The 23,213-nt window shown below is 71.8% G+C and carries 25 protein-coding genes and 1 pseudogene; 15 read left to right on the top strand and 11 right to left on the bottom strand.

The genetic code is table 11. The features are described 5' to 3' along the window. The first annotated feature begins 156 nt into the window (after window positions 1-156). Window positions 157-1,467 (top strand): RICIN domain-containing protein, encoded by a 1,311-nt coding sequence (locus ACFYL6_RS11425; RefSeq protein WP_387170250.1) that lies wholly within the window; start codon window positions 157-159, stop codon window positions 1,465-1,467. Here ACFYL6_RS11425 and ACFYL6_RS11420 read toward each other — a convergent pair. Next, window positions 1,462-2,469, bottom strand: coding sequence for a helix-turn-helix transcriptional regulator (locus ACFYL6_RS11420; protein WP_387170248.1), 1,008 nt, complete (start codon window positions 2,467-2,469; stop codon window positions 1,462-1,464). The genes ACFYL6_RS11425 and ACFYL6_RS11420 overlap by 6 nt on opposite strands. 377 nt (window positions 2,470-2,846) lie before the next feature. Between ACFYL6_RS11420 and ACFYL6_RS11415 the strand changes: the two genes are divergently transcribed. Beyond that, the gene (locus ACFYL6_RS11415) at window positions 2,847-4,046 is read left to right on the top strand and encodes an RtcB family protein (protein WP_387170246.1); all 1,200 of its coding nucleotides are present in this window, start codon (window positions 2,847-2,849) and stop codon (window positions 4,044-4,046) included. Between the two features lie 54 nt (window positions 4,047-4,100). Here ACFYL6_RS11415 and ACFYL6_RS11410 read toward each other — a convergent pair whose 3' ends face one another. Then, entirely contained in the window at window positions 4,101-5,096 is a 996-nt protein-coding gene (locus ACFYL6_RS11410) for a zinc-dependent alcohol dehydrogenase family protein (protein WP_387170244.1), read from the bottom strand. 130 nt (window positions 5,097-5,226) lie between these two features. Between ACFYL6_RS11410 and ACFYL6_RS11405 the strand changes: the two genes are divergently transcribed. After that, a complete protein-coding gene (locus tag ACFYL6_RS11405; RefSeq protein WP_387170242.1) occupies window positions 5,227-5,805 on the top strand; it encodes a CGNR zinc finger domain-containing protein in 579 nt (192 codons plus the stop codon). Between the two features lie 20 nt (window positions 5,806-5,825). On the opposite strand, the gene ACFYL6_RS11400 is transcribed toward ACFYL6_RS11405, so the two are convergent. The 6 genes from ACFYL6_RS11400 to ACFYL6_RS11375 all read right to left on the bottom strand — a co-directional run bounded on the left by ACFYL6_RS11400 (window position 5,826) and on the right by ACFYL6_RS11375 (window position 12,078). Next, window positions 5,826-6,617: a maleylpyruvate isomerase family mycothiol-dependent enzyme gene (locus tag ACFYL6_RS11400; protein WP_387170240.1), complete on the bottom strand. Its 792-nt coding sequence runs from the start codon at window positions 6,615-6,617 to the stop codon at window positions 5,826-5,828. Window positions 6,618-6,726: 109 nt separating this feature from the next. Continuing rightward, window positions 6,727-8,220, bottom strand: coding sequence for a DHA2 family efflux MFS transporter permease subunit (locus ACFYL6_RS11395; RefSeq protein WP_387170238.1), 1,494 nt, complete (start codon window positions 8,218-8,220; stop codon window positions 6,727-6,729). A 33-nt stretch (window positions 8,221-8,253) separates the two neighbouring features. Further along, window positions 8,254-8,883 (bottom strand): TetR/AcrR family transcriptional regulator, encoded by a 630-nt coding sequence (locus ACFYL6_RS11390; RefSeq protein WP_387170236.1) that lies wholly within the window; start codon window positions 8,881-8,883, stop codon window positions 8,254-8,256. Window positions 8,884-9,019: 136 nt separating this feature from the next. Next, window positions 9,020-9,919 carry a Gmad2 immunoglobulin-like domain-containing protein gene (locus ACFYL6_RS11385; RefSeq protein WP_387170234.1) on the bottom strand — a complete coding sequence of 300 codons (900 nt, stop codon included), beginning with the start codon at window positions 9,917-9,919 and terminating at the stop codon, window positions 9,020-9,022. After that, on the bottom strand, window positions 9,916-11,385 hold the full coding sequence (locus tag ACFYL6_RS11380) for a sensor histidine kinase (RefSeq protein ID WP_387170232.1): 1,470 nt from the start codon (window positions 11,383-11,385) through the stop codon (window positions 9,916-9,918). The genes ACFYL6_RS11385 and ACFYL6_RS11380 overlap by 4 nt, the downstream gene beginning before the upstream one ends. A 12-nt stretch (window positions 11,386-11,397) precedes the next feature. Further along, window positions 11,398-12,078, bottom strand: coding sequence for a response regulator (locus ACFYL6_RS11375; RefSeq protein WP_387170230.1), 681 nt, complete (start codon window positions 12,076-12,078; stop codon window positions 11,398-11,400). Window positions 12,079-12,244: 166 nt separating this feature from the next. Here ACFYL6_RS11375 and ACFYL6_RS11370 point away from each other — a divergent pair, with 166 nt between their 5' ends. From ACFYL6_RS11370 to ACFYL6_RS11345, 6 genes are all read left to right on the top strand, one after another. After that, on the top strand, window positions 12,245-12,601 hold the full coding sequence (locus tag ACFYL6_RS11370; protein ID WP_387170228.1) for an L-rhamnose mutarotase: 357 nt from the start codon (window positions 12,245-12,247) through the stop codon (window positions 12,599-12,601). A gap of 100 nt (window positions 12,602-12,701) precedes the next feature. After that, window positions 12,702-13,529, top strand: a complete 828-nt coding sequence (locus ACFYL6_RS11365; RefSeq protein ID WP_387170226.1) for a peptidoglycan-binding protein — start codon at window positions 12,702-12,704, stop codon at window positions 13,527-13,529. Between the two features lie 237 nt (window positions 13,530-13,766). Then, a complete protein-coding gene (locus ACFYL6_RS11360) occupies window positions 13,767-14,180 on the top strand; it encodes a DUF6069 family protein (protein WP_387170225.1) in 414 nt (137 codons plus the stop codon). 43 nt (window positions 14,181-14,223) lie between these two features. Continuing rightward, a complete protein-coding gene (locus ACFYL6_RS11355) occupies window positions 14,224-14,577 on the top strand; it encodes a YciI family protein (protein ID WP_387170223.1) in 354 nt (117 codons plus the stop codon). Window positions 14,578-14,597: 20 nt separating this feature from the next. Then, window positions 14,598-15,797, top strand: coding sequence for an RNA polymerase sigma factor (locus ACFYL6_RS11350; protein ID WP_387170221.1), 1,200 nt, complete (start codon window positions 14,598-14,600; stop codon window positions 15,795-15,797). After that, window positions 15,794-16,372, top strand: a complete 579-nt coding sequence (locus tag ACFYL6_RS11345) for a dihydrofolate reductase family protein (protein ID WP_387170220.1) — start codon at window positions 15,794-15,796, stop codon at window positions 16,370-16,372. Before ACFYL6_RS11350 ends, ACFYL6_RS11345 begins: the two co-directional genes overlap by 4 nt. 24 nt (window positions 16,373-16,396) lie before the next feature. Here ACFYL6_RS11345 and ACFYL6_RS11340 read toward each other — a convergent pair whose 3' ends face one another. Beyond that, the gene (locus ACFYL6_RS11340; protein WP_387170218.1) at window positions 16,397-17,035 is read right to left on the bottom strand and encodes an HD domain-containing protein; all 639 of its coding nucleotides are present in this window, start codon (window positions 17,033-17,035) and stop codon (window positions 16,397-16,399) included. Window positions 17,036-17,182: 147 nt separating this feature from the next. On the opposite strand from ACFYL6_RS11340, the gene ACFYL6_RS11335 reads away from it, so the two are divergent. After that, window positions 17,183-18,160 (top strand): GlxA family transcriptional regulator, encoded by a 978-nt coding sequence (locus ACFYL6_RS11335; protein ID WP_387170216.1) that lies wholly within the window; start codon window positions 17,183-17,185, stop codon window positions 18,158-18,160. Window positions 18,161-18,220: 60 nt separating this feature from the next. Here ACFYL6_RS11335 and ACFYL6_RS11330 read toward each other — a convergent pair whose 3' ends face one another. Then, window positions 18,221-18,784, bottom strand: a complete 564-nt coding sequence (locus ACFYL6_RS11330) for a hypothetical protein (RefSeq protein ID WP_387170214.1) — start codon at window positions 18,782-18,784, stop codon at window positions 18,221-18,223. 136 nt (window positions 18,785-18,920) lie between these two features. On the opposite strand from ACFYL6_RS11330, the pseudogene ACFYL6_RS11325 reads away from it, so the two are divergent. From ACFYL6_RS11325 to ACFYL6_RS11315, 3 genes and pseudogenes are all read left to right on the top strand, one after another. Beyond that, window positions 18,921-19,499, top strand: a pseudogene (locus tag ACFYL6_RS11325) (snapalysin family zinc-dependent metalloprotease); the annotation flags it as partial. Window positions 19,500-19,517: 18 nt separating this feature from the next. Then, window positions 19,518-20,207, top strand: coding sequence for a S1 family peptidase (locus ACFYL6_RS11320; RefSeq protein ID WP_387170417.1), 690 nt, complete (start codon window positions 19,518-19,520; stop codon window positions 20,205-20,207). A gap of 125 nt (window positions 20,208-20,332) precedes the next feature. Then, window positions 20,333-20,968, top strand: coding sequence for a hypothetical protein (locus ACFYL6_RS11315; protein WP_387170212.1), 636 nt, complete (start codon window positions 20,333-20,335; stop codon window positions 20,966-20,968). Window positions 20,969-20,980: 12 nt separating this feature from the next. Here ACFYL6_RS11315 and ACFYL6_RS11310 read toward each other — a convergent pair whose 3' ends face one another. Continuing rightward, window positions 20,981-21,811, bottom strand: a complete 831-nt coding sequence (locus ACFYL6_RS11310) for a DUF3152 domain-containing protein (RefSeq protein WP_387170210.1) — start codon at window positions 21,809-21,811, stop codon at window positions 20,981-20,983. A 137-nt stretch (window positions 21,812-21,948) separates the two neighbouring features. Between ACFYL6_RS11310 and ACFYL6_RS11305 the strand changes: the two genes are divergently transcribed. Both ACFYL6_RS11305 and ACFYL6_RS11300 read left to right on the top strand, forming a co-directional pair. Further along, entirely contained in the window at window positions 21,949-22,449 is a 501-nt protein-coding gene (locus ACFYL6_RS11305; RefSeq protein ID WP_387170208.1) for a SigE family RNA polymerase sigma factor, read from the top strand. Then, the gene (locus ACFYL6_RS11300) at window positions 22,446-23,207 is read left to right on the top strand and encodes a hypothetical protein (RefSeq protein WP_387170207.1); all 762 of its coding nucleotides are present in this window, start codon (window positions 22,446-22,448) and stop codon (window positions 23,205-23,207) included. The genes ACFYL6_RS11305 and ACFYL6_RS11300 overlap by 4 nt, the downstream gene beginning before the upstream one ends. The last annotated feature ends 6 nt before the right edge of the window (window positions 23,208-23,213 follow it).

The raw sequence follows: 23,213 nt of genomic DNA, 5'->3' as shown, positions 1-23,213 counted from the left end.
GGCCGGGGTACCCGTTGCCGCAGGAATCCCACCCGATCGGTCGCGCCGCGATTGACGCCGCCCAACCGGAGCGCATAACCTTTCATCTATCTGTAAACCTTGTGAACAGATGCACATCGACGCGGCGGCGCGCGTCCCGACCGAAGGGACGATCAGGTGATCGCAGAACTCTCCTCCCGTACCAGACGGATCCTGTCGTTGTTCGTCGCCCTGGTCGTCGCGTTGACCGCCGGTCTCGCGGTCAACGCCTCGCGCAGCGCGCAGGCCGCGCCGACGTTCAAGGTCCTGGCCTTCTACAACGGCACGTGGGACGCCGCGCACATCGACTTCGACCGGGACGCCCGGGCCTGGTTCCCGCAGGCCGCTGCCCAGTACGGCTTCTCCTGGGAGTCGACCACCAACTGGGGGCTGCTGAACACCGCCAACCTGGCCCAGTACAAGGTCATCATGTTCCTGGACGACGCGCCGCCCGCCGCGCAGCGCCCCGCGTTCGAGCAGTACATGCGAAACGGCGGCGCGTGGCTGGGCTTCCACGTCAGCGCGTGGACCGACAACCCGTCGAGCTGGAGCTGGTACTACAACACCTTCCTCGGCACCGGCTCGTTCCAGACGAACACCTGGGGACCCACCCGGGTCACGATGCGCGCCGACAACCGCACCCACGCCGCCACCCGCAACCTCCCGGCGACGTTCCCGTCGTCGATCAGCGAGTGGTACTCCTGGAGCAACGACCTGCGGCAGAACCCCAACATCGACATCCTGGCCTCGGTCGACCCGTCCAGCTTCCCCGTCGGCACCGACCCCAACCAGTCCTGGTACGGGGGCTACTACCCGCTGGTCTGGAGCAACCGGCAGTACAAGATGCTCTACGCCAACTTCGGCCACAACGCGATGAACTACAGCACCAACACCGGGCTGTCCTCCACCTTCGACAGCGCGCAACAGAACCAGCTGCTGATCGACGGGCTGCACTGGCTGGCCGGCGTCGGCACCGTCCCGCCGACCACGCCCCCGCCGTCCGACGGCACGATCTCGCCGACCGCCTGGCACACGGTGGTCAACCGGGGCAACGGCAAGTGCGTGGACGCCCGGGCCGCGGCCAGCGCGAACGGCACTGCCATCCAGCAGTACGCGTGCAACAGCAGCACCGCCCAGCAGTACCAGTTCGTGCCGACCAGCGGCGGGTACCTGCGGGTCAACAACCGCAACAACAGCGCCCAGGTGATCGACGTGACTGACCGGTCGACAGCCGACTCGGCACGCATCCAGCTCTGGTCCTACAGCGGCGGCAACAACCAGCAGTGGCGGGCCGAGCCCGAGGGTGGCGGCTACTACCGCCTGGTCAACCGCAACAGTGGCAAGTGTCTCGACGTGCCGGGAGCATCCACCGCGGACAGCGTCCAGCTCGTCCAGTACACCTGCAACGGCACCGCGGCGCAGTCCTTCCGGCTGGTGCCGCAGTCATAGCTCCACCGGCACGTCCGCGCCGGGGTGCACCGTGACCCGCCCCGGCGCGGGGCCGGCGGCGCGGGCGAACCGGACGGCGACGTCCCGGATGACGGCGCGCAGCTCTGGCGGGTCGAGCACGTCGAAGTCGACAGCCAGGGTGCCGAGGAACGCGGCCAGATTGCCCAGCGACTCCCCACCGGTGTGCAGCAGACAGGACCGCTCGTCGATCGCCTCCAGCAGGCCCGCCGTGGTGGGGATCCGCTGCGCCATCGTCTCGGCCGACGCGTGCAGGCGTACCCGGGCGGGGTGTGGCCAGGCCGTGGAACCGACGCCGCGCAGCACGTGCGCGACCGCGTCGCCACCGGGCGGCTCCCGGGGGGCGAAGCGCGGGCCGGCGGGCACCCGGGGCCGGAGCCGGTCGGCGCGGAAGGTCCGCCAGTCGCCCCGGTCGGTGTCCCACCCCAGCAGGTACCACCGCCGCCCGGTGTAGACGAGCCGGTACGGCTCGACGTCGCGCACGCTGACCGTGCCGTCGTGCCCGGCGTAGTCGAACCGCAGCCGCTCCCGGCGGTGCACGGCCGTGGAGACGGCGGTGAGCGTGTCGGGGTCCACTGTCGGGCCACCGCCGGCGGCGGAGACCGTCGCCGAGCGCAGGGCGTCCACCCGGTGTCGCAGCCGGGACGGCAACGACTGCTCCAGCTTGGCCAGCGCCCGCTGCGAGGTCTCCTCGATGCCGGTCACCGACCCGCCCGCCGCTGCCCGCAGCCCGACGGCCACCGCCACGGCCTCGTCGTCGTCGAGCAGCAGCGGTGGCAGCGCCGACCCGGCACCGAGCCGGTAACCACCGGCGACCCCCGGGTGTGACTCGATCTGGTAGCCCAGCACCCGCAGCCGCTCCACATCCGTGCGTACCGTGCGGGTGGTGACGGCGAGCCGTTCGGCCAGTTCGGCGCCGGACCACTCCCGGCGCACCTGTAGGAGAGTCAGCAGCCGCAGCAGGCGCACGGAGGTCTCCACCATGTCGCGAGTCTGCCCTACGGCCGGGGGAGAGCGGCCCGACCGGGGATATCCATTGCGGACGCGCCGCGGTGCTCCTACTCTCGTCGGTGCACCGTCAACCGATCAACCCCGGAGGGAGTACGCCATGTCGCGTCGCGTCCGCACCGATGCCCGCTGGTGCCTGCTCCCCGCCGGCACCCCTTCGCAGACCACCGCCAAAACCCGTGGCTACCGCCCATCGCGGCGCAACGAGCCGGGGTGGCGCGACTGACGCCGACGCTGACGCGTCCGCCGGCCGCCCATCCCACCGGGATCGGGCGGCCCTTTCGTATCCGCGCACCGCCGCTGGCCGACCAAATCTGATCGTTATCGGTCACGCACGACATAAGGAGTCCACAATGGGATTCACCCCTCTCGCCGGTACCCGGGCACCGGTCCGGGTCTGGACCGACCCGTACGCCATCGAGCCGCAGGCGGCCAAGCAGCTGCGCAACATCGGCGCGCTGCCCTGGGTGCAGGGTGTCGCCGTCATGCCCGACGTGCACTTCGGCAAGGGCGCCACGGTCGGCTCGGTGATCGCGATGAAGCAGGCCGTCTCGCCGGCCGCGGTCGGCGTCGACATCGGCTGCGGGATGTCGGCGGTGCGTACCTCGCTGACCGCCGCCGACCTGCCGGACGACCTGGCCGGGCTGCGCTCGGCGATCGAGGCCACCATCCCGGTCGGTTTCGCCCAGCGCAAGGACTCGGTCGACACCCGTCGGATCCGGGGTCTGGAGCAGGCCGGCTGGGACGACTTCTGGGGCCGGTTCGCCGGCCTGGACCGGCGGGTGGCACAGCTGGAGACGCGGGCGCAGCGGCAGATCGGCACCCTCGGCGGGGGCAACCACTTCATCGAGGTCTGCCTGGAGCAGGGCGGCGCCGACGAGGGGCGGGTCTGGCTGATGCTGCACTCCGGGTCCCGCAACATCGGCAAGGAGCTGGCCGAGCGGCACATCGGGGTGGCCCGAGGGCTGCCGCACAACGCCGACCTTCCGGACCGGGACCTGGCCGTGTTCCTCGCCGGGACGCCGGAGATGGACGCGTACCGGCGGGACCTGTGGTGGGCGCAGGAGTACGCGCGGCGCAACCGGGCGGTCATGCTGGCCCTGCTCTGCGGCGTGGTGCGTGAGCACTTCCCGCAGGTCGGCTACGACGAGCCCATCAGCTGCCACCACAACTACGTCTCCGAGGAGAGCTACGACGGGGTGGAGGTGCTGGTGACCCGCAAGGGCGCCATCCGGGCCGGCCGGGGTGACCTGGGCATCATCCCCGGGTCGATGGGCACCGGGTCGTACATCGTGCGGGGGCGGGGAAACCCGGACGCGTACTGCTCGGCGTCGCACGGGGCGGGGCGTCGGATGTCCCGGGCGCAGGCCAAGCGGACGTTCAGCACGGAGGACCTGGCCGCGCAGACCGCCGGGGTGGAGTGCCGCAAGGACGCCGGGGTGGTCGACGAGATCCCCGGCGCGTACAAGGACATCACCGAGGTGATGGCCCAGCAGGAGGACCTGGTCGAGGTGGTCGCGCACCTCAAGCAGGTGGTCTGCGTGAAGGGCTGACCCGGTCGCCGCGAACCTGCCGGCCCGCGTGAGAACGCGGGCCGGCCTGCGGTCTCACGCGGCGGCGTCGAACCTGAAGAGCACCTTGCCGGTACGCTCCGGCGACGCGTTGCGGGCGAACGCCTCCGCATAGCGGTGCAGCGGGTACGTCGAGTCGACCGGCACCACCAGCTCACCTCTCGCGACGAGGTCGACGAGTTCGCCGATCACCTTCTCGATCTCCGCTCGGGGTGCGGTGTGGAACCAGTTCACCACCCACAGGCCGCGCAGGCTCAACTCGCCGTAGACGAGGTTGCCGAGGGGGATCGCGGGCGGTTCGCCGGTCGCCGACGAGTAGCTGACGATGGTGCCGCCGGTCTCCAACCCGGTCGCGAGCGCCCCGGCGGTGCTGCCGCCCGCGCCGTCGAGCACCAGGCGCAACCGCTGGCCCGCCAGTGCCTGGGCGGTTCGCTCGGCGAGGTCGTCGCCGTCGACCAGGACGACCTCCCCGCCCGCGGCCCGAGCTTCCTCGGCGGCCTTCTCGCTGCGGACGACGCTGATCGTCCGGATGCCGGCGATCCGGGCGAGGGTGATCACGGACCGGGCCACGGCCGAGTTGCCGAGAGTTTGGGCGATCCAGTCTCCCGGCTTGAGGTCCACGTACCGGGTGAGCATCAGGTGGGCGGTGATCGGGTTGATGGTGAGCATCGACAGTTGGGCGGCGTCGATCCCCTCGGGGACGGCGACGACGTTGCGGGCGGGGACGACTACCTGGTCCGCCCATGCGCCCTGCTCGTAGCTGCCCAGGATCACCACGCGCCGCCCGGCGAGGGCCGGGTCGGTGGCGGTGCCGGTTTCCCGTACCCGGCCTACGCCTTCGCTACCGATGAAGCTGGGGAGTTGCGGCTGGACCGCGTACCAGCCGTTGGAGAAGAGGCCGTCGACCGGGTTGATCGGTGCCGCCTCCATCTGGAGGAGCACGTCGTCGGGGCCGACGGTCAGGTCCGGCTGCTGCTCCAGGCGGACGTTCTGGGCGTAGTCGCCGACACCGGTGAGGATGAGCTGGCTCATGGGACGAACTCCTAGCGAGGGTCGATCAGGCGTAATTGGCTTAACGCCTTTGACGCTTACGAAGCTAGCAGTAGACGTCCGGGGATGTAAGGGGCGTGGGATCTTGACCACTTAGAGATAGGCTGGCGGTATGGCACCCAGCACCGCACGTACCGACGACGAAGGGGTCGTTCCGCCTCGGGCGGCGGCAGTCGTGGCCCTGCTCAACTCGCGCGCGTACGCCGGCCGGCCGGACAAGCTCGACACCCCGGCGTCAGCCGAGGCGGTGCTTCGTCCCTTCGGTCAGGAGGGTGCGCCGACGCCGCAGCGACTCGATCTGGTCCGCGCCCTGCGTGCCGACCTGCTGGCGGTGGCGGGCTCGTCCGACCAGGCCGACAGCGCGGGCAACTGGGCGGCCTTCTCGGGGCGTGCCTCGTCCGTCACGTTCCAACAGGACTTCGCCAGCCCAGGTCAGGTGCGACTGCGGCAGGTCACCGGTGATCCGGTGGTCGGCGGCATCACCCAGCACGTCGCCACGATCATCGCCGAGGGCAACTGGTCGCGCTTGCGGTTGTGTGCCAACGAGGTCTGTCGCGCCGCGTTCTACGACACCACGCGCAATCGCAGCCGGCGCTGGCACTCCTACGGCTACTGCGGCAACCGCACCAACGTCGCCGCCCACCGGGCCCGCTCAGCCGCGAGCGACGGCACTGCCGCCGCCAAGGGCTGAACGGGGCCCGGAGGGAGGGATCAGAAGCCGACGAAGACCCGGCGCAGGTCGTCGAGGGTCACCGGGCCGGTCACCTGCACCCCGTCGGGGGTGTGCTGGGCGCCCAGGCGTCCGGTCGCCAGCCGCAGCCACGCCTCGGCCGGGGCCACCAGCTCCCCGTCGGGACGCTCCGGCGCGTCGACGACCTCGACCTTCTCGCCCAGCCGCAGCCCGAACGTCCGCTCGGGCGCGTGCAGCCGGACCAGCAGGGTGGCCTCCCGCCCGGCCAGCTCCTGCGGTCGGCTGGTCCAGGCCAGCATGCCGCCGATCTGGTCGAGAAGCAGCGCCACCGCCCCCGGCGTCACCGCCGCGAACGGGTTGAACGCCACCTCGGTGTCCCACTGGTGCAGGGCGAACTCGCTGAGCCGGAACCGGGCCGCGGTGGCCACGTCGACCGGCTCCGGCAGGAAGCCGAGGTCGATCCGCATCGAGGCCCGGGTCTCGGCGTCCAGCGCCTCGTACGCCTCGACCAGCCGCTCGTTGGCGGCGAGGAACCCGGCGGCGTGCTCGGCCGGGGGCATCGCGTCCCAGCGCGCCCAGACGCCGCGGTTGAAGTCCCCGTCCGGGCCAGGCGCTCCGGTGCGGGCGGCGTCCAGCGTCGCCAGGTTGATCTCGGCGCCGCTACCCAGGTGGCTCAGCACCTGGGAGACCTGCCACTCGCTGGCCCCCGACGGCCGAAGCAGGTCGTCTTCCTTGAGGTCCCGTACGAGCGCGGCGAGCTCCTCGTGGCCCGCGCGCAGAGCTGTGATGATCTGGTCAGCAGGGGTCGACATGGGTCTCCTCAAACGGATTTTCGACGATGGTCGGGACGTTACCGGACGTGGCCGCCGGCCGGGCAAACCCCAGGGTGGGGCGCTCCGGCCGGCGGCCACGTCGGTCGGCTCAGCCCATGTGCACGGTGTTGCCGGTCGGGATGTCCTCCTTGCGGACCTTCACCAGGACCAGGGTGGCCAGTCCGGCGAGCACGATCAGCGCGGCGCCCCAGGCGAAGGCCACCCGGTAGCCGTGCACCAGCGCCTCGACCTGGGTGACCGGGTTCGGTGCCCGACCGACCAGGAAGGCGGCGACGGCGCTGGTGTAGAAGGTGTTCAGCAGCGCGGTGCCGAGCGAGCCACCGATCTGCTGGGTGGCGTTGAGCGTCGCGCTGGCCGCGCCGGCGTCGTGCTCCGGCACCCCGACCAGGGCGAGGCTGGACAGCGGGACGAAGGTGAAGCCCAGCCCCAGGCCCAGGATGACCTGCGCGGGCAGCAGGTGGGTGAGGAACGGGGTGTCCACGTCGATCTGGGTCAGCACCAGCATGCCCAGGGCGGCGAGCGCCGCACCGGCCACCATCAGCGGCTTGGCACCCAACCGGGGCATCAGCTGGCTGGCGCCACCCGCGGCGATCAGCACACCGGCGGTGACCGGCAGGGACGCGAGACCGGCTTCGAGGGGCTTGTACTGCAGCACCACCTGGAAGTAGAAGGTCAGGAAGAGGAACGCCCCGAACAGGCCGGCGCCGATCAGCGTCGAGGTGAGGAACGCCCCACCCCGGTTGCGGTCCAGGATGATCCGCAGCGGCAGCAGCGGGTGGCTGGAGCGCAGTTCGATCACCACGAAGGCGGCGAGCAGCACCAGGCCCGCGGCGATGAAACCGAGCGTCGCGGTGGCGTCCCAGCCGTCCTCGGCGGCCTTGGTGAAGCCGTAGACCAGGGAGACCAGGCCGGCGGTGACCACGATCGCGCCGGGTACGTCGTAGCGGGTGTTGCCGTGCGCCCGGCTCTCCGGAACCAGCGGAAGCGCGAACGCGATGGCGATGGCGGCGACCGGGATGTTGACCAGCAGGCACCAGCGCCAGTCGGCGTACTCGGTGAGCACCCCGCCGAGCAGCAGGCCGACGGCCGACCCACCGCCGGCGATCGCGCCGTACACCGCGAAGGCCTTGGCCCGCTCGGTGGCCTCGGTGAAGAGAACGGTGAGCAGGGCCAGCGCGGCCGGGGCGAGCAGCGCGCCGAAGGCGCCCTGCAACGCGCGGGCGGCGAAGAGCATCTCACCGGTGGTGGCCAGACCGCCGAGGGCGGAGGCGAGCGCGAAACCGGTCATGCCGACGATGAACGTGCGCTTGCGACCCCAGTAGTCGGCGATCCGGCCGCCGAGCAGCAGCAGACCACCGAAGGCCAGCGTGTACGCGGTGATCACCCACTGCCGGTTCGCGTCGGTGATCCCCAGGTCGGCCTGGGCCTGCGGCAGCGCGATGTTCACGATGGTGGCGTCCAGGACGACCATCAGCTGTGAGACCGCGATGACCGCCAGCGCGATCCAGCGCCGCGGGTGCGGCGCTCCTGTCGACGTCCCGGCGCCGGGTGCGCCGGGCGCTGTCGAGGTGGTTCCGGGCATGGTGAAGCCTTCCGTGGTGCGAATATCGGTGGGTCAGGCCTGGGACGGGCGGTCGTGCTGGTAGCGGAGCACCGGGATCAGCACCTCGTCGACGACCTGGGTGAGGAACGCGTCATCGGCGGGTAGGCCGTGCGCGACGACGCGGGACATGGTGAGCGCGGGCGCGAGGTCGTGGAACAACTCCCGTTCGCCGGCGTCCGGGGGGATCTCCCCGCGGGCGGCGGCCCGGACCAGGATGGCGGTGCTGGCCACCCGCCCGGCCGGCAGCACCTGGTGACGTACCAGGCGTTCCAGCTCGGGATTGGTCCGCATGGCGAAGGTCAACGCCTGCATCAGGTCGCAGTCGGCCGTGCAGATCGCGGCCGTGGCCCGCAGCAACTCGATGAGGTCTCCGCGCAGGGAACCCGTGTCGGGCGGGTTGTGCACACCCACCTGGCGGTCGCGCAGGGCGGCGACGACCAACTCGGCCTTGCCGTCCCAGCGCCGGTAGATGGTGGCCTTGCTGACGTGGGCGCGGGCGGCGATGGCGTCGATGGTCATCCGGTCGAAGCCGACCTCGCGCAGGGTGTCGATGACGATGGTGAACAGGTGGCTGTCGGTGCAGCGCGGACCCCGGGCTGCCGGTACCCCGGCACCCGCGCCCACCTGCTGACCACCCAGCATCCCGACCCCCCGTGAAACGATGTCGTACTGACCCTAGTTCGCGATTGGCTGATCGTGCAGGCTTTCGTGAGTTGCCTCGCACCCAGGCGACGAAACGATTGCGTTTCCAGCGGGAGTCCGCCGGGTGAACGGGTGGTCAGCCGCCGGGGGTGAGGACCACCGGCACGGCCATCGTGTTGATCCGCGCGCCGGTGTCGGCGGACACCTCGTACACCTCGACCGTGCCCTTCTGTTCGCGGACCGTGCGCCAGCCGACCACCACCCGGTAGCCACCCCGGCATCCGCTGCCGCAACTGGCGGTGCCGAAACCGGTGGCCACCTCCCGGCCGGCGGCGTCCAGCACCCGGACGCTCACCGTGGCCTCGAACACGGTGGCGGTGCCGGTGACGACGAGCGGGGCGGAGACCCGTTCGCCGGGGATCGGGCCGGTCACCACGATCGGTGGCAGCAGGTCCGCGTAGTCCGCCCGGTCGACCGGGTCCGTTTCGTCGAGGCGGACCTGACGCACGGTGGGGAACTGGGTGAGCGTCCACACCACCTGCGCCTCGCGCAGCCGCCGGGTGGCCGGGTCGCCGAGGGAGGGCACCCGCAGCGTCGCCACGCCGTCGGCGATGCGGGTGACCTCGACGCCGGCCGGAAGCAGGGTGGTCATTCCGGTGGCGGCCTCGGCGGCGCTCGGCCCGGCGGCCAGTTCGGTCAGCGCCAGCCGGGACGTCGCGACCGTGGCCGGCCGGGTGCGCCGGGTCGGCACGAGCTGCCCGGCGCGGACGTACCACAGCTCGATGGTCACCGGCTCCGGCCGGCGCGTGCCGGCGGACGCCGCCGCCGACGGGCGCGGTGGCCGGGTGGTGGGTGGTGGCGTCGGCTCCGCGGCCGGGGTCGGGGTGGATTCCGGACGGTCGGTGGGTGCGGCGCTCGTCGGCGGCGCGGTGGGCGCCGGGCCCAGGTCACCGGAGCGGGGAGTGCCGCAGCCGCCGAGCAGGAGCGCCGCGACGAGCACCGGTACGCCCAGCCCGAGCGGGCCGTGGCGGCTCATCGCACCCCGCCCGTCGTGCCGGCGGTCCGCCCCGCCGGACCCGGGACGGCGCGGTCGTCCGGGCGCGGCACGTCACCGCGCGGGCCGCCGGGACCGTCAGCGGGCAGCTCCAGCCGGAACCGGGTGCCCTCGCCCGGCTCGCTGCGCACACTCAGCACGCCGCCGAGCAGCTCGGCGTGCTCGCGCGCGATGGCCAACCCGAGCCCACTGCCCGGCGCGGAGCGGGACGCGTCGACCTGGTGGAACCGGTCGAACACGCGGGCCAGGTGCTCGGCCGGGATGCCGGGCCCCTGGTCGGTGACCTCGAAGACGACCAGGGAGCCCTCGCCCGCCACACCGGCCGTGATCTCGCCACCGCCGTGCTCGACGGCGTTGGCGATGAGGTTGGCCAGCACGCGCTCCAGCCGACGGCTGTCGGTGCGCAACGCGACCGGACCACCGCTGACCCGCACCCCCGACGACCAGCCGCGCGCCGCGACGACGCCGTGCAGCAGCGCCACCGCGTCGACCGGCCCGACGGCCACCTGCTCCCGCCCGGCGTCCAGCCGGGAGATCTCCATCAGGTCCTCGACCAGCCGGCGCAGCCGGACCACGTCGCCGACGAGCAGCCGGGCGGCCGGCCGGGCGTCGTCGGGCAACTGGTCGAGGTGCTCGCGCAGCAGCGACGCCGCGGCCACCAACGCGGTCACCGGGGTACGCAGCTCGTGCGCCACATCGGCGGTGAACCGCCGCTCGCGGGCCTGCGCGGCCGACAGCGCCGCGATCTTCGACTCCAGTGCCTCGGCCATGTCGTTGAACGTCGCCGCCCAGACGCTGAACTCGTCGCGCCCGCGTACCGGCAGGCGGGTGGCGAGCAGTCCCTCGGTGAGGGCCCGCGCGGCCCGGCTGGCCCGGCCCACCGGCTCCAACGTGCGGCGGGCCAACGTGTGACCCACCGCGGCGGCGAGCAACACCACGAGCACCCAGCCGGCCACCAGCGCGGTCCGCAGCTGACCCAGGTCGGTGGCGACGTCGTCCTCGATGGTGAGGACGTACAGCTCGGCGGTCGAACCGGGAATGCGCCCACCGATCACCAGCAGCCGAGGACGCTCCGCCGGCGCGGAGCGCTGGTAGCCGAGCCGCCCGTCCGCGACGACGGCCCGCAACCGGGTGCCCAGCACCGGGGCGTACGCGGGGTGCGAGGCGCGGGTCGGGCCGTCGACGAGCACCACGTGCCTACCGCTGGCCTCGAAGCTGGTGAGCAGTTCGGCGCTGCGCTGCTCGGTCAGCGGCAGGAACTGCCCGGCGAGCACGAGCTGGTAGCGGGCGTCGGCGGCGGCCTCGTGCAGCGACGCGTCCAACCAGGACTGCCGCAGCAGCAGACCGGTCCCGCCGGCGAGCAACCCGGCCGAGACGCCGGCGACCAGGACGAACGCGATCGTCAGCCGACGCCGCAGGCGGCCGGGGAACACCGCGCGTCCGGCCATCGCCGACCCCCCTCAGCCCGTCGACAGTTTGTAGCCGGCGCCGCGTATGGTCCGGATCAGCCGCGGCTGCGCCGGGTCGTCCTCGACCTTGGCGCGTAACCGCTGCACCGCCACGTCGACCAGTCGGGAGTCGCCGAGGAAGTCGTGGTTCCAGACCAGGTCCAGCAGCAGCTCCCGGGTGAACACCTGGCCGGGTCGGCGGGCCAGCTCCAACAACAGGCGGAACTCGGTGGCGGTGAGCGCCACCTCCCGGCCGTGCCGGCGGACCACGAAGCCGTCCGGGTCGATCTCCAGGCCGTCGACCTCGATGACCGTCGACGGGGCCGGCACGCTCACCCGGCGCAGCACCGAGCGGACCCGGGCCACCAGCTCGGGCAGGTCGAAGGGCTTGCGCAGGTAGTCGTCCGCGCCGCACTCCAGGCCGACCACCACGTCGATGGTGTCGGTGCGCGCGGTCAGCATCAGGATCGGCACCTGACTGGTCCGCCGGATCTCCCGGCAGACCTCCAGGCCGTCCAGGCCCGGCAGCATGATGTCGAGGACGATGAGGTCGACCGGGTGGGCGCGGAACGCGGCCAGGGCCTGCCGCCCGTCGACGGCGGTGTCGACCCGGAAACCGGCGCGGCGCAGACCGAGGGCGGTGACCTCCCGGATCGAGAAGTCGTCCTCGACCACCAACACGCGGCCCTCCACCACCTGAGGGTAGACCCGGCGCCACCGTGCGTAGTCCTGGCAAAACGGTCGACATCGGCGGCCGGCTGGCCCCCTCCGGGCAGCGTCCAACCGCTACGGTCAGGTGCCTTCGGCACCCCTGAAACCAGCTCACACGAAAGGGCACGACGTGAAGCGTCATGGCTGCGTGATCCGACTCCGCCCCGAGCAGCGGGAAACCTACCTGCGGTTACACGCCGCGGTCTGGCCGAGCGTCGAGAAGACGCTGCGCGAGGCGAACTTCCGCAACTACACCATCTTCCTCCACGACGACCTGCTCTTCGGCTACTACGAGTACGTCGGCGACGACTACGAGGCCGACCTGCGGCTGATCGCGGCGGACCCGCAGACGCAGGAGTGGTGGAAGCTGACCGACCCGTGTCAGGAGTCGATCGCCGAGCCCGGCTCGGGGGACTGGTGGGCCCCGATGCGCGAGGTCTGGCACCTCGCCGACGAGGCGGCCGAGCAGGCAGCCGACCCGACCCGGCCGGGCTCGGGCGGCTAGCTCGACGTTCGTACGCCCCAGCGGGGTGACAACTGAGCTCCCGCATTGAAGACTAGCTTCATCCGGTCATGTGGATTGGTCAATATCCTACGGAGGAAGCGTGCTCACGAGAAGGAACCTGCTCGTCGCCGCCGGTGCGGCCGTGGTCGGCGCCGTACCGTTGGCCGGCTCGGCCACGGCCGCGTTGCCGCAGCTGGACATGGAGGCGCTGATCAAGGCGGCGCAGATCGACCCGCGTCGGCCGGACACCGCGCTGACCGAGGGGGCCAAGGACAGCGTCCTGCTGGTGGAGCGCGCGCTCCAGGCGAGAGGGCTGCTCTCGTCGGCGTACGTCGACGGTCACTTCGGCACCAGCACGATCGCCGCGTACGCCGCGTACCAGCGGTCCCTCGGCTACAGCGGTCTCGACGCGACAGGTCTTCCCGGCCCGTCGTCGCTGCGGTCGCTTGGCGAGGGGCGCTACACAGTGGTCAGGGAGATCTCGCCCGGCAGCGTGGTGACCCTGCGCGGTGTGCAGGTCAACACCCGCACCAGGTCGATGCTGTTCGAGGCGGAACGGCTGCTCGGCCGCCAGCTCGACATCACGCAGGGCTCGTACAGCAGCGGTGTGGGCGCCTCCGCCGGCACGCACGACGGCGGCGGCGCGCTCGACCTCTCGGTCAGCGGTCTCTCCTCGGCGGTCCGGACGGACGTGCTGCGTCGCCTGCGCACGGTGGGCTTTGCCGCGTGGCTGCGGACCCCGGCCCAGGGGGACTGGGGTTACCACATCCACGCCATCGCGCTCTCCGACACCGACCAGTCGACAGGTGCGCAGAACCAGGCCGGCGACTATTACCTCGGTCGTAACGGCCTGGCCAACCGGGGCGTCGATGACGGCCCGGCGGTCAGCCCGAAGCGGACCTGGGAGGAGTACCAGCGCACGCTCTGAGGCCTCGACCCACCCGGCGGCCCCGCACGCCGAGCGGCGTGCGGGGCCGCCGGCCGCTCGAACTGCGAGAATCGGTGGTCGGGCTCGTCCGCTATGTCCCGAGAATGCCTGGTCTCACACCGAGGTCAAGAATCTTCGACAAAAATGTGGGCGTGCTTGTCGATTGGGACCGGTTCAGTTCGTAGCCCTGGTGAGAGCCCGGCACCGCAACGGGCCGCACACCCACTGGAGGGCACGATGACCGCCACCGTGAACACGACCCACGCCGCCACGTCGACCATCGGTGCGCTGACCCGGACCGGTGTCGCCGCCACGGTCGCCGCGAGCGCCGCTACCATGGCCGTCGCCGCCGCCGGCCACCTGGCAGGGGTCAGCCTCGACCTGGGCGGCGCCGCGATCCCCGTGACCGGGTTCGGCGTGCTGACCGCTGTCTTCTCGCTGATCGGCGTGCTCATCGCCGCGCTGTTGGCGCGTTTCGCCCGACACCCGCGGCGCACGTTCGTCCGCACGGGCGTGGTGCTGACGGTCCTCTCCCTGGTGCCGGGCGCGATCGCCGACACCGGGACGGCCACCAAGGGGCTGCTGATGCTCACCCACCTGGTCGCTGCCGCGATCGTGATCCCCGCTGTGGCGCGCCGCCTGGCCGTCTGACCTGTCACCACCCAACCCACCATCGAGTTACCGGAGGATCGTCATGAAGCAGTACCTGCTGTCCGTGCACTACGTCGAGGGCGCGCCGACGCCGTCCGACGAGGAGACACAGATCATGTTCAGGGAGACCGGCCGGATCAACGACGACATGCAGGCCGCCGGCGCCTGGGTCTTCGCCGGAGGGCTCACGGCACCGGACAGCGCCACCGTCGTCCGGGTCGAGAACGGCACCAGCACCATGAGCGACGGGCCGTTCGCCGAGACCAAGGAGCACATCGCCGGGTTCTGGGTCATCAAGTGCGCGGACCTGGACGCGGCGCTGGCCTGGGCCGAGAGGTGCGCGGCGGCCTGTGGCCCGGTCGAGGTGCGTCCCTTCGACGACCTGTCCCAGGCCTGACCAGGAGCCGGTCTCCCGACATGGACCTGGCGAGCATCTACCGCGCGGAGTACGGCCGCTGCGTCGCCACCCTGGCCCGCCTCCTCGGTGACATCAACCTCGCCGAGGAGGCCGTCCAGGACGCCTTCGCCACGGCGCTGCAGAAGTGGCAGACCCCGCCGCCGAACCCGGGCGCCTGGATCGTGACCACCGCCCGCAACCGGGCCGTCGACCGGCTCCGGCGGGAGTCGACCCGCGAGGCCCGGCACGCCCAGGCCCTGCTGCTGCACCACCAGGACGAGCCACGAGAGGTGGGACCGGTGAAGGACGACCAGCTGCGACTCATCTTCACCTGTTGCCACCCGGCGCTCGCTCCGGAGGCGCGGACGGCCCTCACGCTGCGCCTGCTCGGCGGCCTCGAGGTGCCGGAGATCGCCCGGGCCTACCTGGTCCAGGAGGCGGCCGTCGCCCAGCGGATCGTGCGCGCCAAGAAGAAGATCCGCGACGCCGGCATCCCCTATCGGGTACCGGCCGAACACGAGCTGCCGGACCGGTTGCCGCCGGTGCTCGCCGTGCTCTACCTGATGTTCAACGAGGGCTACACGTCCACCGCCGGCCCGTTGATCAGAACGGACCTGTGCGCCGAGGCGATCCGGCTCGCCCGCGAACTCGCCACGTTGATGCCCGACGAGCCCGAGGTCCTGGGCCTGCTCGCCCTGTTGCTGCTGACCGAGGCGCGCCGCCCGGCCCGGCTCGACCCGAACGGCGAACTGGTGCTGCTGGCCGACCAGGACCGGTCACTGTGGAACCGGACGCTCATCGCCGAGGGCCATGACCTGGTCCGCCGTTGCCTGCGCCGCAACCGTCCCGGCCCGTACCAGATCCAGGCCGCGATCAGCGCGGTGCACACCGACGGCGCGGCCACCGACTGGCCACAGGTTCTGGCACTGTACGACCAGCTCCTCGCGCTCGCGCCAACCCCGGTCGTGGCGCTCAACCGCGCGGTCGCCGTCGCCGAGGTGCACGGGCCGGCGGTGGCCCTCGCCGCGCTGGAGGGCGTCGACCTCCCGGGCTACCACCGCCTGCCCGCCACCCGGGCCGAACTGCTGGCCCGACTTGGACGGGACGACGAGGCCCGTGCCGCCTACGACCAGGCCGCGGCCCTGGCCAGCAACGAGACCGAGCGGGCCTACCTGCAGACCCGCCGCACCGAACTCACCCGTGAATGGAGAGCACCATGACCGCCACCTACACCGTCGACGTCTTTTCCAGCCTCGACGGATTCGGCACCGCCAGCGGAAACTGGGGCGGCTACTGGGGCAAGCAAGGCCCCGAGCTGCTTGCGCATCGGCTGTCCGCGTACAACGCGGAGCAGCGCATCGTTCTCGGGGCCCGCACATACCGGATTTTCGCGCAGATGCTGGCCGCGAGCACCGAGGAGTCCGATGTCCGGGACGCCTGGGTGACCCGGATGAGGAACCTCCCGGCGACAGTGGTGTCGAACACCCTGGAAGGCCCTCTCGACTGGCCGGACGCGACAGTCGTGCGTGGTGACGCCGTCGACGTCGTCGCCCGGCTCAAGGAGGAGTCCGACGTGCCCCTGCGATCGCACGGCAGCCTGTCGTTGAACCGGGCGCTGATGGCCGCCGGGTTGGTCGACTTCGTCCAGGTGACGCTCTTCCCGGTGATCACCGGACAGACCGGCACCGAGCCGATCTTCCAGGGCGCGGCCGACTTCGACCTGGAGCTGATCGAGAGTCGAATCCTCGACGGCCGCACCCACGAGCTCATCTACCGGCCCACCCTGCACGTCTGAGCCGTTTGTCCGGACCCTGTCCGATCAACTCGGCCAGGGCGAACCGACGATCCGCTCGACCGTCGTCACGCGCTGGAAACCGGGGATGAAGTGTTCGAGGATGTCGGAGTTCACGGTGCCGTTGGTGGTCTCGGGGCGGTTCTTCAGCCCGTCGACGTGGGCTCGCAGGAACTCGTTCTTGAAGTCCCCTCGTGGATGGGCGGCGAGGATGTCGCCCAGCTGATCATGTTCCAGCCCGTCCAGACCGAGGCCGAGCACGTCGGTGAGGACGCCGAGGTACGTGGTCGCGATCTCCGGGCCCATCCGGTCGGGAATGCCCGGCGAGGTGTGCAGCGCGATCGCCGTCCACACGGTCTCGGCGGCGGCAGGGGAGAAACCCCGGCCCAGCAGGAACGCGCGCGCGTGGTCGGCCCCGTCGATCTCGAAGCGCTGCTCGACGTCGGAAAACGGGGTCAGGAGGCCGGTGTCGTGGAACATGGCCGCCAGATAGAGCAGTTCCGGATCCGGTTTCACACCGAGCCGGTGAGCGTGAATCAGACCGAAGAGGAAAACCCGGCGGGAGTGGTGGTAGATGACCGGTCTGGTCGTTTCCTGGATGTGCCTGGTTGCTTCGGCTACCGCCGCCGTCTCAGGAATCTCCAGCCCCCCGATGACATCTGACATGTCCTCCGACCTTCCCGGCAGTGTGCTGACGTGCTGACGTCCTCCATGCTGCCTGGCGATCGTCGTAGGCCGCCGCCCTCGTCCGGCCAGGAACCCCTCATATCCGGACACGGTTCACGGCCGGTAATGGCGTGCTACCAATGAGCGGTGCTGAACACCGGTCCGCATCGCGTCGGGATCTTCGTCTACGACGGGGTGACGTTGTTGGATGTCGCCGGTCCGGCGGAGGTGTTCAAGGAAGCGAACCGCTTCGGCGCCGACTACCGGATCCTGCTGCTGTCGCCGACCGGTGCGGATGTCACGTCGAGTCTCGGGGTTCGGCTGGCGGTTGACGGCGCCGTCTCTGCCGAGCCCGCCTTCGACACGCTACTGGTGGCCGGGTCCGACCACTATCCGCGCGCACAGGTGCCCGCCGACCTGGCGGACGCCGTACGCGTACCGGCGGCGGTGGCGGGCAGGGTCGCTTCGATCTGCACCGGGGCGTTCGTCCTCGCCGCCGCCGGTGTCCTCGACGGCAAGCGTGCGACCACGCACTGGCAGGTCGCGCACGAGCTCGCCAGCCGGTATCCGGCGTGCTGCGTCGAGCCGGACGCCATCTACGTCCGCGACGGCACCACGTACACCTCGGCGGGGGTGACGGCCGGTATCGACCTGGCGCTCGCGCTCGTCGAGGAGAACCACGGGCCCGACCTGGCGCGCGACGTCGCACGCGCCCTGGTGGTGTACATGCAGCGTGCGGGCGGCCAGTCCCAGTTCTCCGCGCCGCTGCAGGGACCGCCGCCCCGGTCGGCGGAGCTGCGGAGAATCACCGACGTGGTGACGGCGAACCCCCGTGGGGACCACTCGCTCACCGCGCTCGCCAAACACCTCAACGTGAGCACCCGGCAGCTCACCCGGCTCTTCCACGACGAGTTGTCCACCACGCCGGCCCGCTACGTGGAGAACATCCGCTTCGACCTGGCGAGGGCGCTGCTCGACCAGGGCCACACCGCGACGCAGGCCGCGACCCTCGCCGGGTTCCCGAGCTACGAGAGCATGCGACGGGTCTTCGCCAGGAAGCTGTCGATCAGCCCGGCCGCCTACCAACGCCGGTTCGGTACGGCTCGCCGCACCGAACCGGGTTAGTGCTTCGCTTGGCCATCCGCCGCAGGCGGGCGGACAGCCAAGCGGACCGGTCGGCTCCGATCACCACTGGTGGGCGACGTCGAGCACCACCCGGCTGTGGGTGCCGGGGCCGGCGAGCACGAGCACGCGGAACGGCAACCGCGCCCGTACGCCGACGGCGAAGGTGCTGTAGCCCTCGAAGCTGCCGCCGAAGACCACGTCGCGCAGCGTCGGGTAGCGCAGCAGGTTCGCCACGTGCTCGCCGACCGCGTAGGGCACGGTGCCCAGGTGGTCGTCGTCGTACGCCGGTGCCCGCAGCGAGACCCGCAGCAGCGCGCCCCCGGCGGTGTACGGCGACAGCGCCAGCCCTTCGCCCTCGGTCCACGTCTCGCCGTAGCCGATCGCGTACCCGTCGACCGGGCCGGCGAACTCGAACACCACCCGGTCGTAGCAGTCGTGCCGGCCGGTGCGGACGTCGACCAGTGGGGCGTCGCTCAGCGCGCCGGCCGCCTTCTCCGCGCTGCCCCAGGTGATCCCGCAGTACGCCGACGCGGTCGTGGTGCCGGCTGCGGTGCTGCTGCCGGCGCTGGCGACCAGCCCGGCGAGGACGACCGCCAACGCGGTCAGTGCGCCCCTGATCCTCATGGTGGTTTCTCCGTTCGGTATCGGGGTCACGTCGCGGCGGTGCTGCCGGTGACCCTCTGCCGTCACCGTCGTCCTGCCCAGGCACAGCCACTTCGCCGCGGCGTAACCGCTGCGTAACAGCCTCCACATCGCCGGTATGACGCTTCCGCTATGCCGAACATCGATCGCCGTCACATTAATATCTACGTGTATCGATGACCCGGTGGCCGATGGTCGCCGAACGACCGCAGGGGAGTACCGGATGTTCCGAGGACAACTGAGACGCGCGGCGCTGGCCATGCTGGTGGCGATCCTGGCCGCCGCCGGGGTGCAGCTCACCACCGGTGCGCCGGCGGCCGCCGTACGGACCGTCTACTACGACGCGAGCCGGACCGGCGAGTTCCGTACCAACTTCGACCAGGCGGCACAGATCTGGAACAGCCGGGTCAGCAACGTCCGGCTGCTGGCCGGCACCCCGGCCAGCATCACCATCTACGTCGACGACGGCTGGCCCCGGGCGCAGCCGACCGGCCTCGGCTCGGGACGGATCTGGATGGGCCGCACGGCCGTCAACCAGGGCTACGACCGCACCCGCATCGCCACCCACGAAGTCGGCCACATCCTGGGTCTGCCGGACCGGCGCACCGGGCTGTGCTCCGACCTGATGTCCGGCAGCAGCGCCCCGGTCTCCTGCCGCAACGCGAACCCCAGCGCGGCCGAGGCGAGCCGGGTGAACTCGCTGTTCGCCGGCACCCTGGCCGCGCCGGCCAGCACGACGTACACCTGGAACGGCGCCTCGGACGTCGAGCCGTTGGTGGTCGGCGGCCGGCCGGCCTCGGAGAACTACCCGTTCATGGTGTACGTCTCCGGCTGCACCGGCACGCTGATCAAGGGCAACTGGGCGGTCACCGCCAAGCACTGCTCGACGCCGTCCTCGGTGCGGGTGGGCAGCGTCAACCGCTCCAGCGGCGGGACCGTGGTGCCGGTGACCCGTGCGGTCAACCACCCGAGCGTCGACGTCAAGCTGCTGCAACTGGCCAGCTCGGTCACGTACGCGCCGGCCCCGATCCCGAGCACCTCCGGCGCGGTCGGCACCGCCACCCGGATCATCGGCTGGGGTCAGACCTGCGCCCCGCGGGGCTGCGGGTCGGCTCCGGCGGTGGCCAACGAACTGGACACGTCCATCGTGGCCGACACTCGGTGCTCCGGCATCAACGGCCCGTACGAGATCTGCACCAACAACACCAACGGCAACTCCGGCGCCTGCTACGGCGACTCGGGCGGGCCGCAGGTGCGCCGGGTCAACGGAGTGTGGAACCTGATCGGCGCCACGAGTCGGGCCGGCAACAACAACTCCACCTGCGCCACCGGCCCGTCCATCTACGTGGACCTGCCGTCGATCCGATCGTGGATCTCCACTCAGGTGGGTGGCATGCCCGTCTGACCATCAGGGACGTCACGGGCGGGGGCGAGCGCCAGACGCGCCCCCGCCCCGGTGTGCCGGGGGCACCCACCCGGTCCCACGATGCGGTACGGTGCGTGGCATATCGGCACATCGGAGGTGGCGTCATGCCTACCGTCGTCGTCCTCGCGCTGACCCTCGCCCTCGCGCCCGCGCCATCCCCGTCGGCCACCTCGGACCCGCTCGGTGACATCATCGGTGGCGTCGGCCAGATCGTCGACGACCTGCTCGGCGGCGGCACGCCCACTGCTGCTCCGACGCCGAGCGTCGCCCCCACCGGGGCGTCCACGCCGAGTCGACCACCGGTCGTCAACCAGCCCAGCCCGGCGGAGCCCATCACGATCCCCGTGCCCGCCCGGTCGGCGGGTGGTGTCCCGGCACCCGCCGTCCCCGATCGCCACACCGCTGGCACAGGCAGCCGCGAGGCCGCCGTGCCCGGGCGCGACGCCCCCACACCGACCCTCCCGCCGGCGCTGGCCAACCCCGCCCGGAATGCCTGGCCACCTGTGTCGTACCTGCTGGTCGTGGCGGTCCTCGCGGTGCTGGCACTGCTGCTCGTGCGCCGCCGGGCCCCGGTCCCCGCCGCCACACCGGACCCTGGCCCGGTGCCGGAATCCGGCCCGGCACCGGATGCCGGCCCGGTGCCGGACAACGTCAGCCGGTTGCCGACCAGCCTCAACGCCATCTACGAGATGGGCCGGCAGGACGAGCGACTCGAACAGGAACGCCGCCGACGAACCTGAGCGCACCCGGCCTCACGACGCCGAGTAGGCACCCTCGCGCCGGGGGATCTCGTCGTCGTACGCCCCGACCGGGCCGCTGTAGCGGTCCTTGCCCTTCGGGTACGGCCAGGCGTTCGCGGTGCAGCCGTGCAGGCCCAGCGTCTGCTGCTGCATCACCGGCGCCGGTCGGCCCCGCCCGGGGCACCGCTCGTGGCCGTACCCGAGCTTGTGCCCCACCTCGTGGTTGACCATGTACTGCCGGTAGGTCGCCAGGGTCGCGCCGTATCCCGGCACCCCCTTGACCCAGCGCGCCACGTTGAGCACCACCCGGCCGCCGTTGCGGCATGAGGTGTAGGCGTCCGGCACGTCCTGGCAGAGGGTGTCGCGGGTGCCGGGGGTCGCCAGGTAGATGGTGAAGTCGCTCGGCTCGCCGGCACCGACCCGGCGCAGCCGCCACGCCCCGCCCGCCGTCCACCCGCGCGGGTCGTTCAACGTGGTGGTGATCGCCGTCGCGACGTCCGCCGCCGGTAGGCCCCGGATGTCGCGCTCCACCGCGATCCGGTAGCGCAGCAACCGACCGGTCGTCGCGCGACCGGGCGTGGTCTCGCCGGGCGCCACCGACCAGCGGTTCCCGCCGGTGGCGGGGTAGCTCACCGGGACGACGGGCGCGGAACCGGGTCGGACCTCGGTGGTCCCGGTCGGCCGACCGGTGGGTGTCGTCGACAGGCTGGGCAGCGGTCCGGCGGCGACCGGGTCGGTGGCGGGCTGCCCGGCGGCGGGCCGGCCGCATCCGGTGAGCAGCACCACCACCAGCAGCGACGCCATCGAGGCGGGACCCCAGCGGCGGGTAACCTTCGTCGACATGTCTCTCCCCTCGCGCGCCGCTCGGCGGCGGCGCGGAGGAGAAGACGGGTGACCGTGGCGAAAAGTTGATGCGAACCAGGCTCAACCTTTTGCCGGCCTCGCCCGTCTCTGGCTCTGTGGCACGGGGAGGGTTCGCGGTGGCGCGGGGGGACGCGGATTTCGTCGAGTTCGCGCGGGCGGCGTCCGCGCGACTGGTGCACGCCGCGTTCCTGATGACCGGCGATCACCACCAGGCCGAGGACGCCGCGCAGACCGCCCTGGTCCGCACCTACGCGTCGTGGTCGCGGATCCACGACGACGACGCCTACGGGTACGCCCGCCGCACCCTGGTCAACCACCTGGTCGACGGGTGGCGACGGCCGATGCGGGAGTACCCGACCGACGAGGTGCCGGAGCAACGGCGTGCCGACGTGGCCGACGACGTGGCCACCCGGCGCTGGTTGGTCACCATCCTCGGTGCGCTCAGCCCTCGGGAGCGCGCCATCGTCGTCCTGCGCTACTACTTCGACCTGCCGGAGGCGCAGGTGGCCCGCGAACTCTCCGTATCCGTCGGCACGGTCAAGAGCACCAGCTCCCGAGCGCTGGAGAAGTTGCGCAGCGCCGCGCCCCGAACGGCCGATGAGGAGGCGCGCCGATGAGCGAGCTGGAACGGCTCCGCCACGCCATGCGGGCGACCGAGCGCCCCGACCCCGTGCTCGACCTGGACACCGTGATGCGCGAGGGACGCCGGCTGCGTACCCGTCGGCGCGTCGCCGGAGCCGGGGCGGCGACGCTCGCGACCGGCCTGGCCGCCGTGGTCGCCGTGGTGGTGGTCGGCGCGTCCGGGCCGGGCGATCCGGCGCCGACCGAGCGCCCAGCGCCGGTCGCCGTCGCTCCACCGTCGGTGAGTGCGTCGCCGTGGGCGGAGGAGTCGCTGGACTCCACGCCACCGCCGACGGTGGGCCGCGACGAGCCGCCACCGAAGCCCCTCGGCCAGATCGTGGACAGCGGGGTGCGGCACGGCGCCGAGCGTCGGGTCTACTACTTCGTCCGCGTGTCCGTGCCCGGCGTGCCCAAGGTGTCCATCGGACTGGCCGCCGGTCGCCAGGCTTCGGACGGCTCGTTGAGCACGGACATCCTGGTCAACGACGTCGAAGGCAGCGACCGTCGCGCCGGGTTCCACCAGATCGGCTACGACGAGCGCTCGGCTGCCGCGCCGGTGCCCACCTTCGGCTACTTCGTCGGCCCCGCCAAACGGATCATCGGCACGGTCGACGGTCGACAGGTCGATGCCCGAGTGGTGCGATGGAGTGTCGACAAGCAGGTGGTGGTCTTCTGGTTCGACCCGGCGCAGCTCACGCCGGGGGAGCGGCTGGACGGCATCATCGCCCGCGACGCCAGCGGCGGCCGACTCTGACGCCTG

The organism is Micromonospora sp. NPDC007208 (genome assembly GCF_042869175.1).
GTDB lineage: Bacteria > Actinomycetota > Actinomycetes > Mycobacteriales > Micromonosporaceae > Micromonospora > Micromonospora foliorum.
Note: the sequence above shows the minus strand (reverse complement) of the source record. Positions and strands in the feature narration are given on the sequence as shown.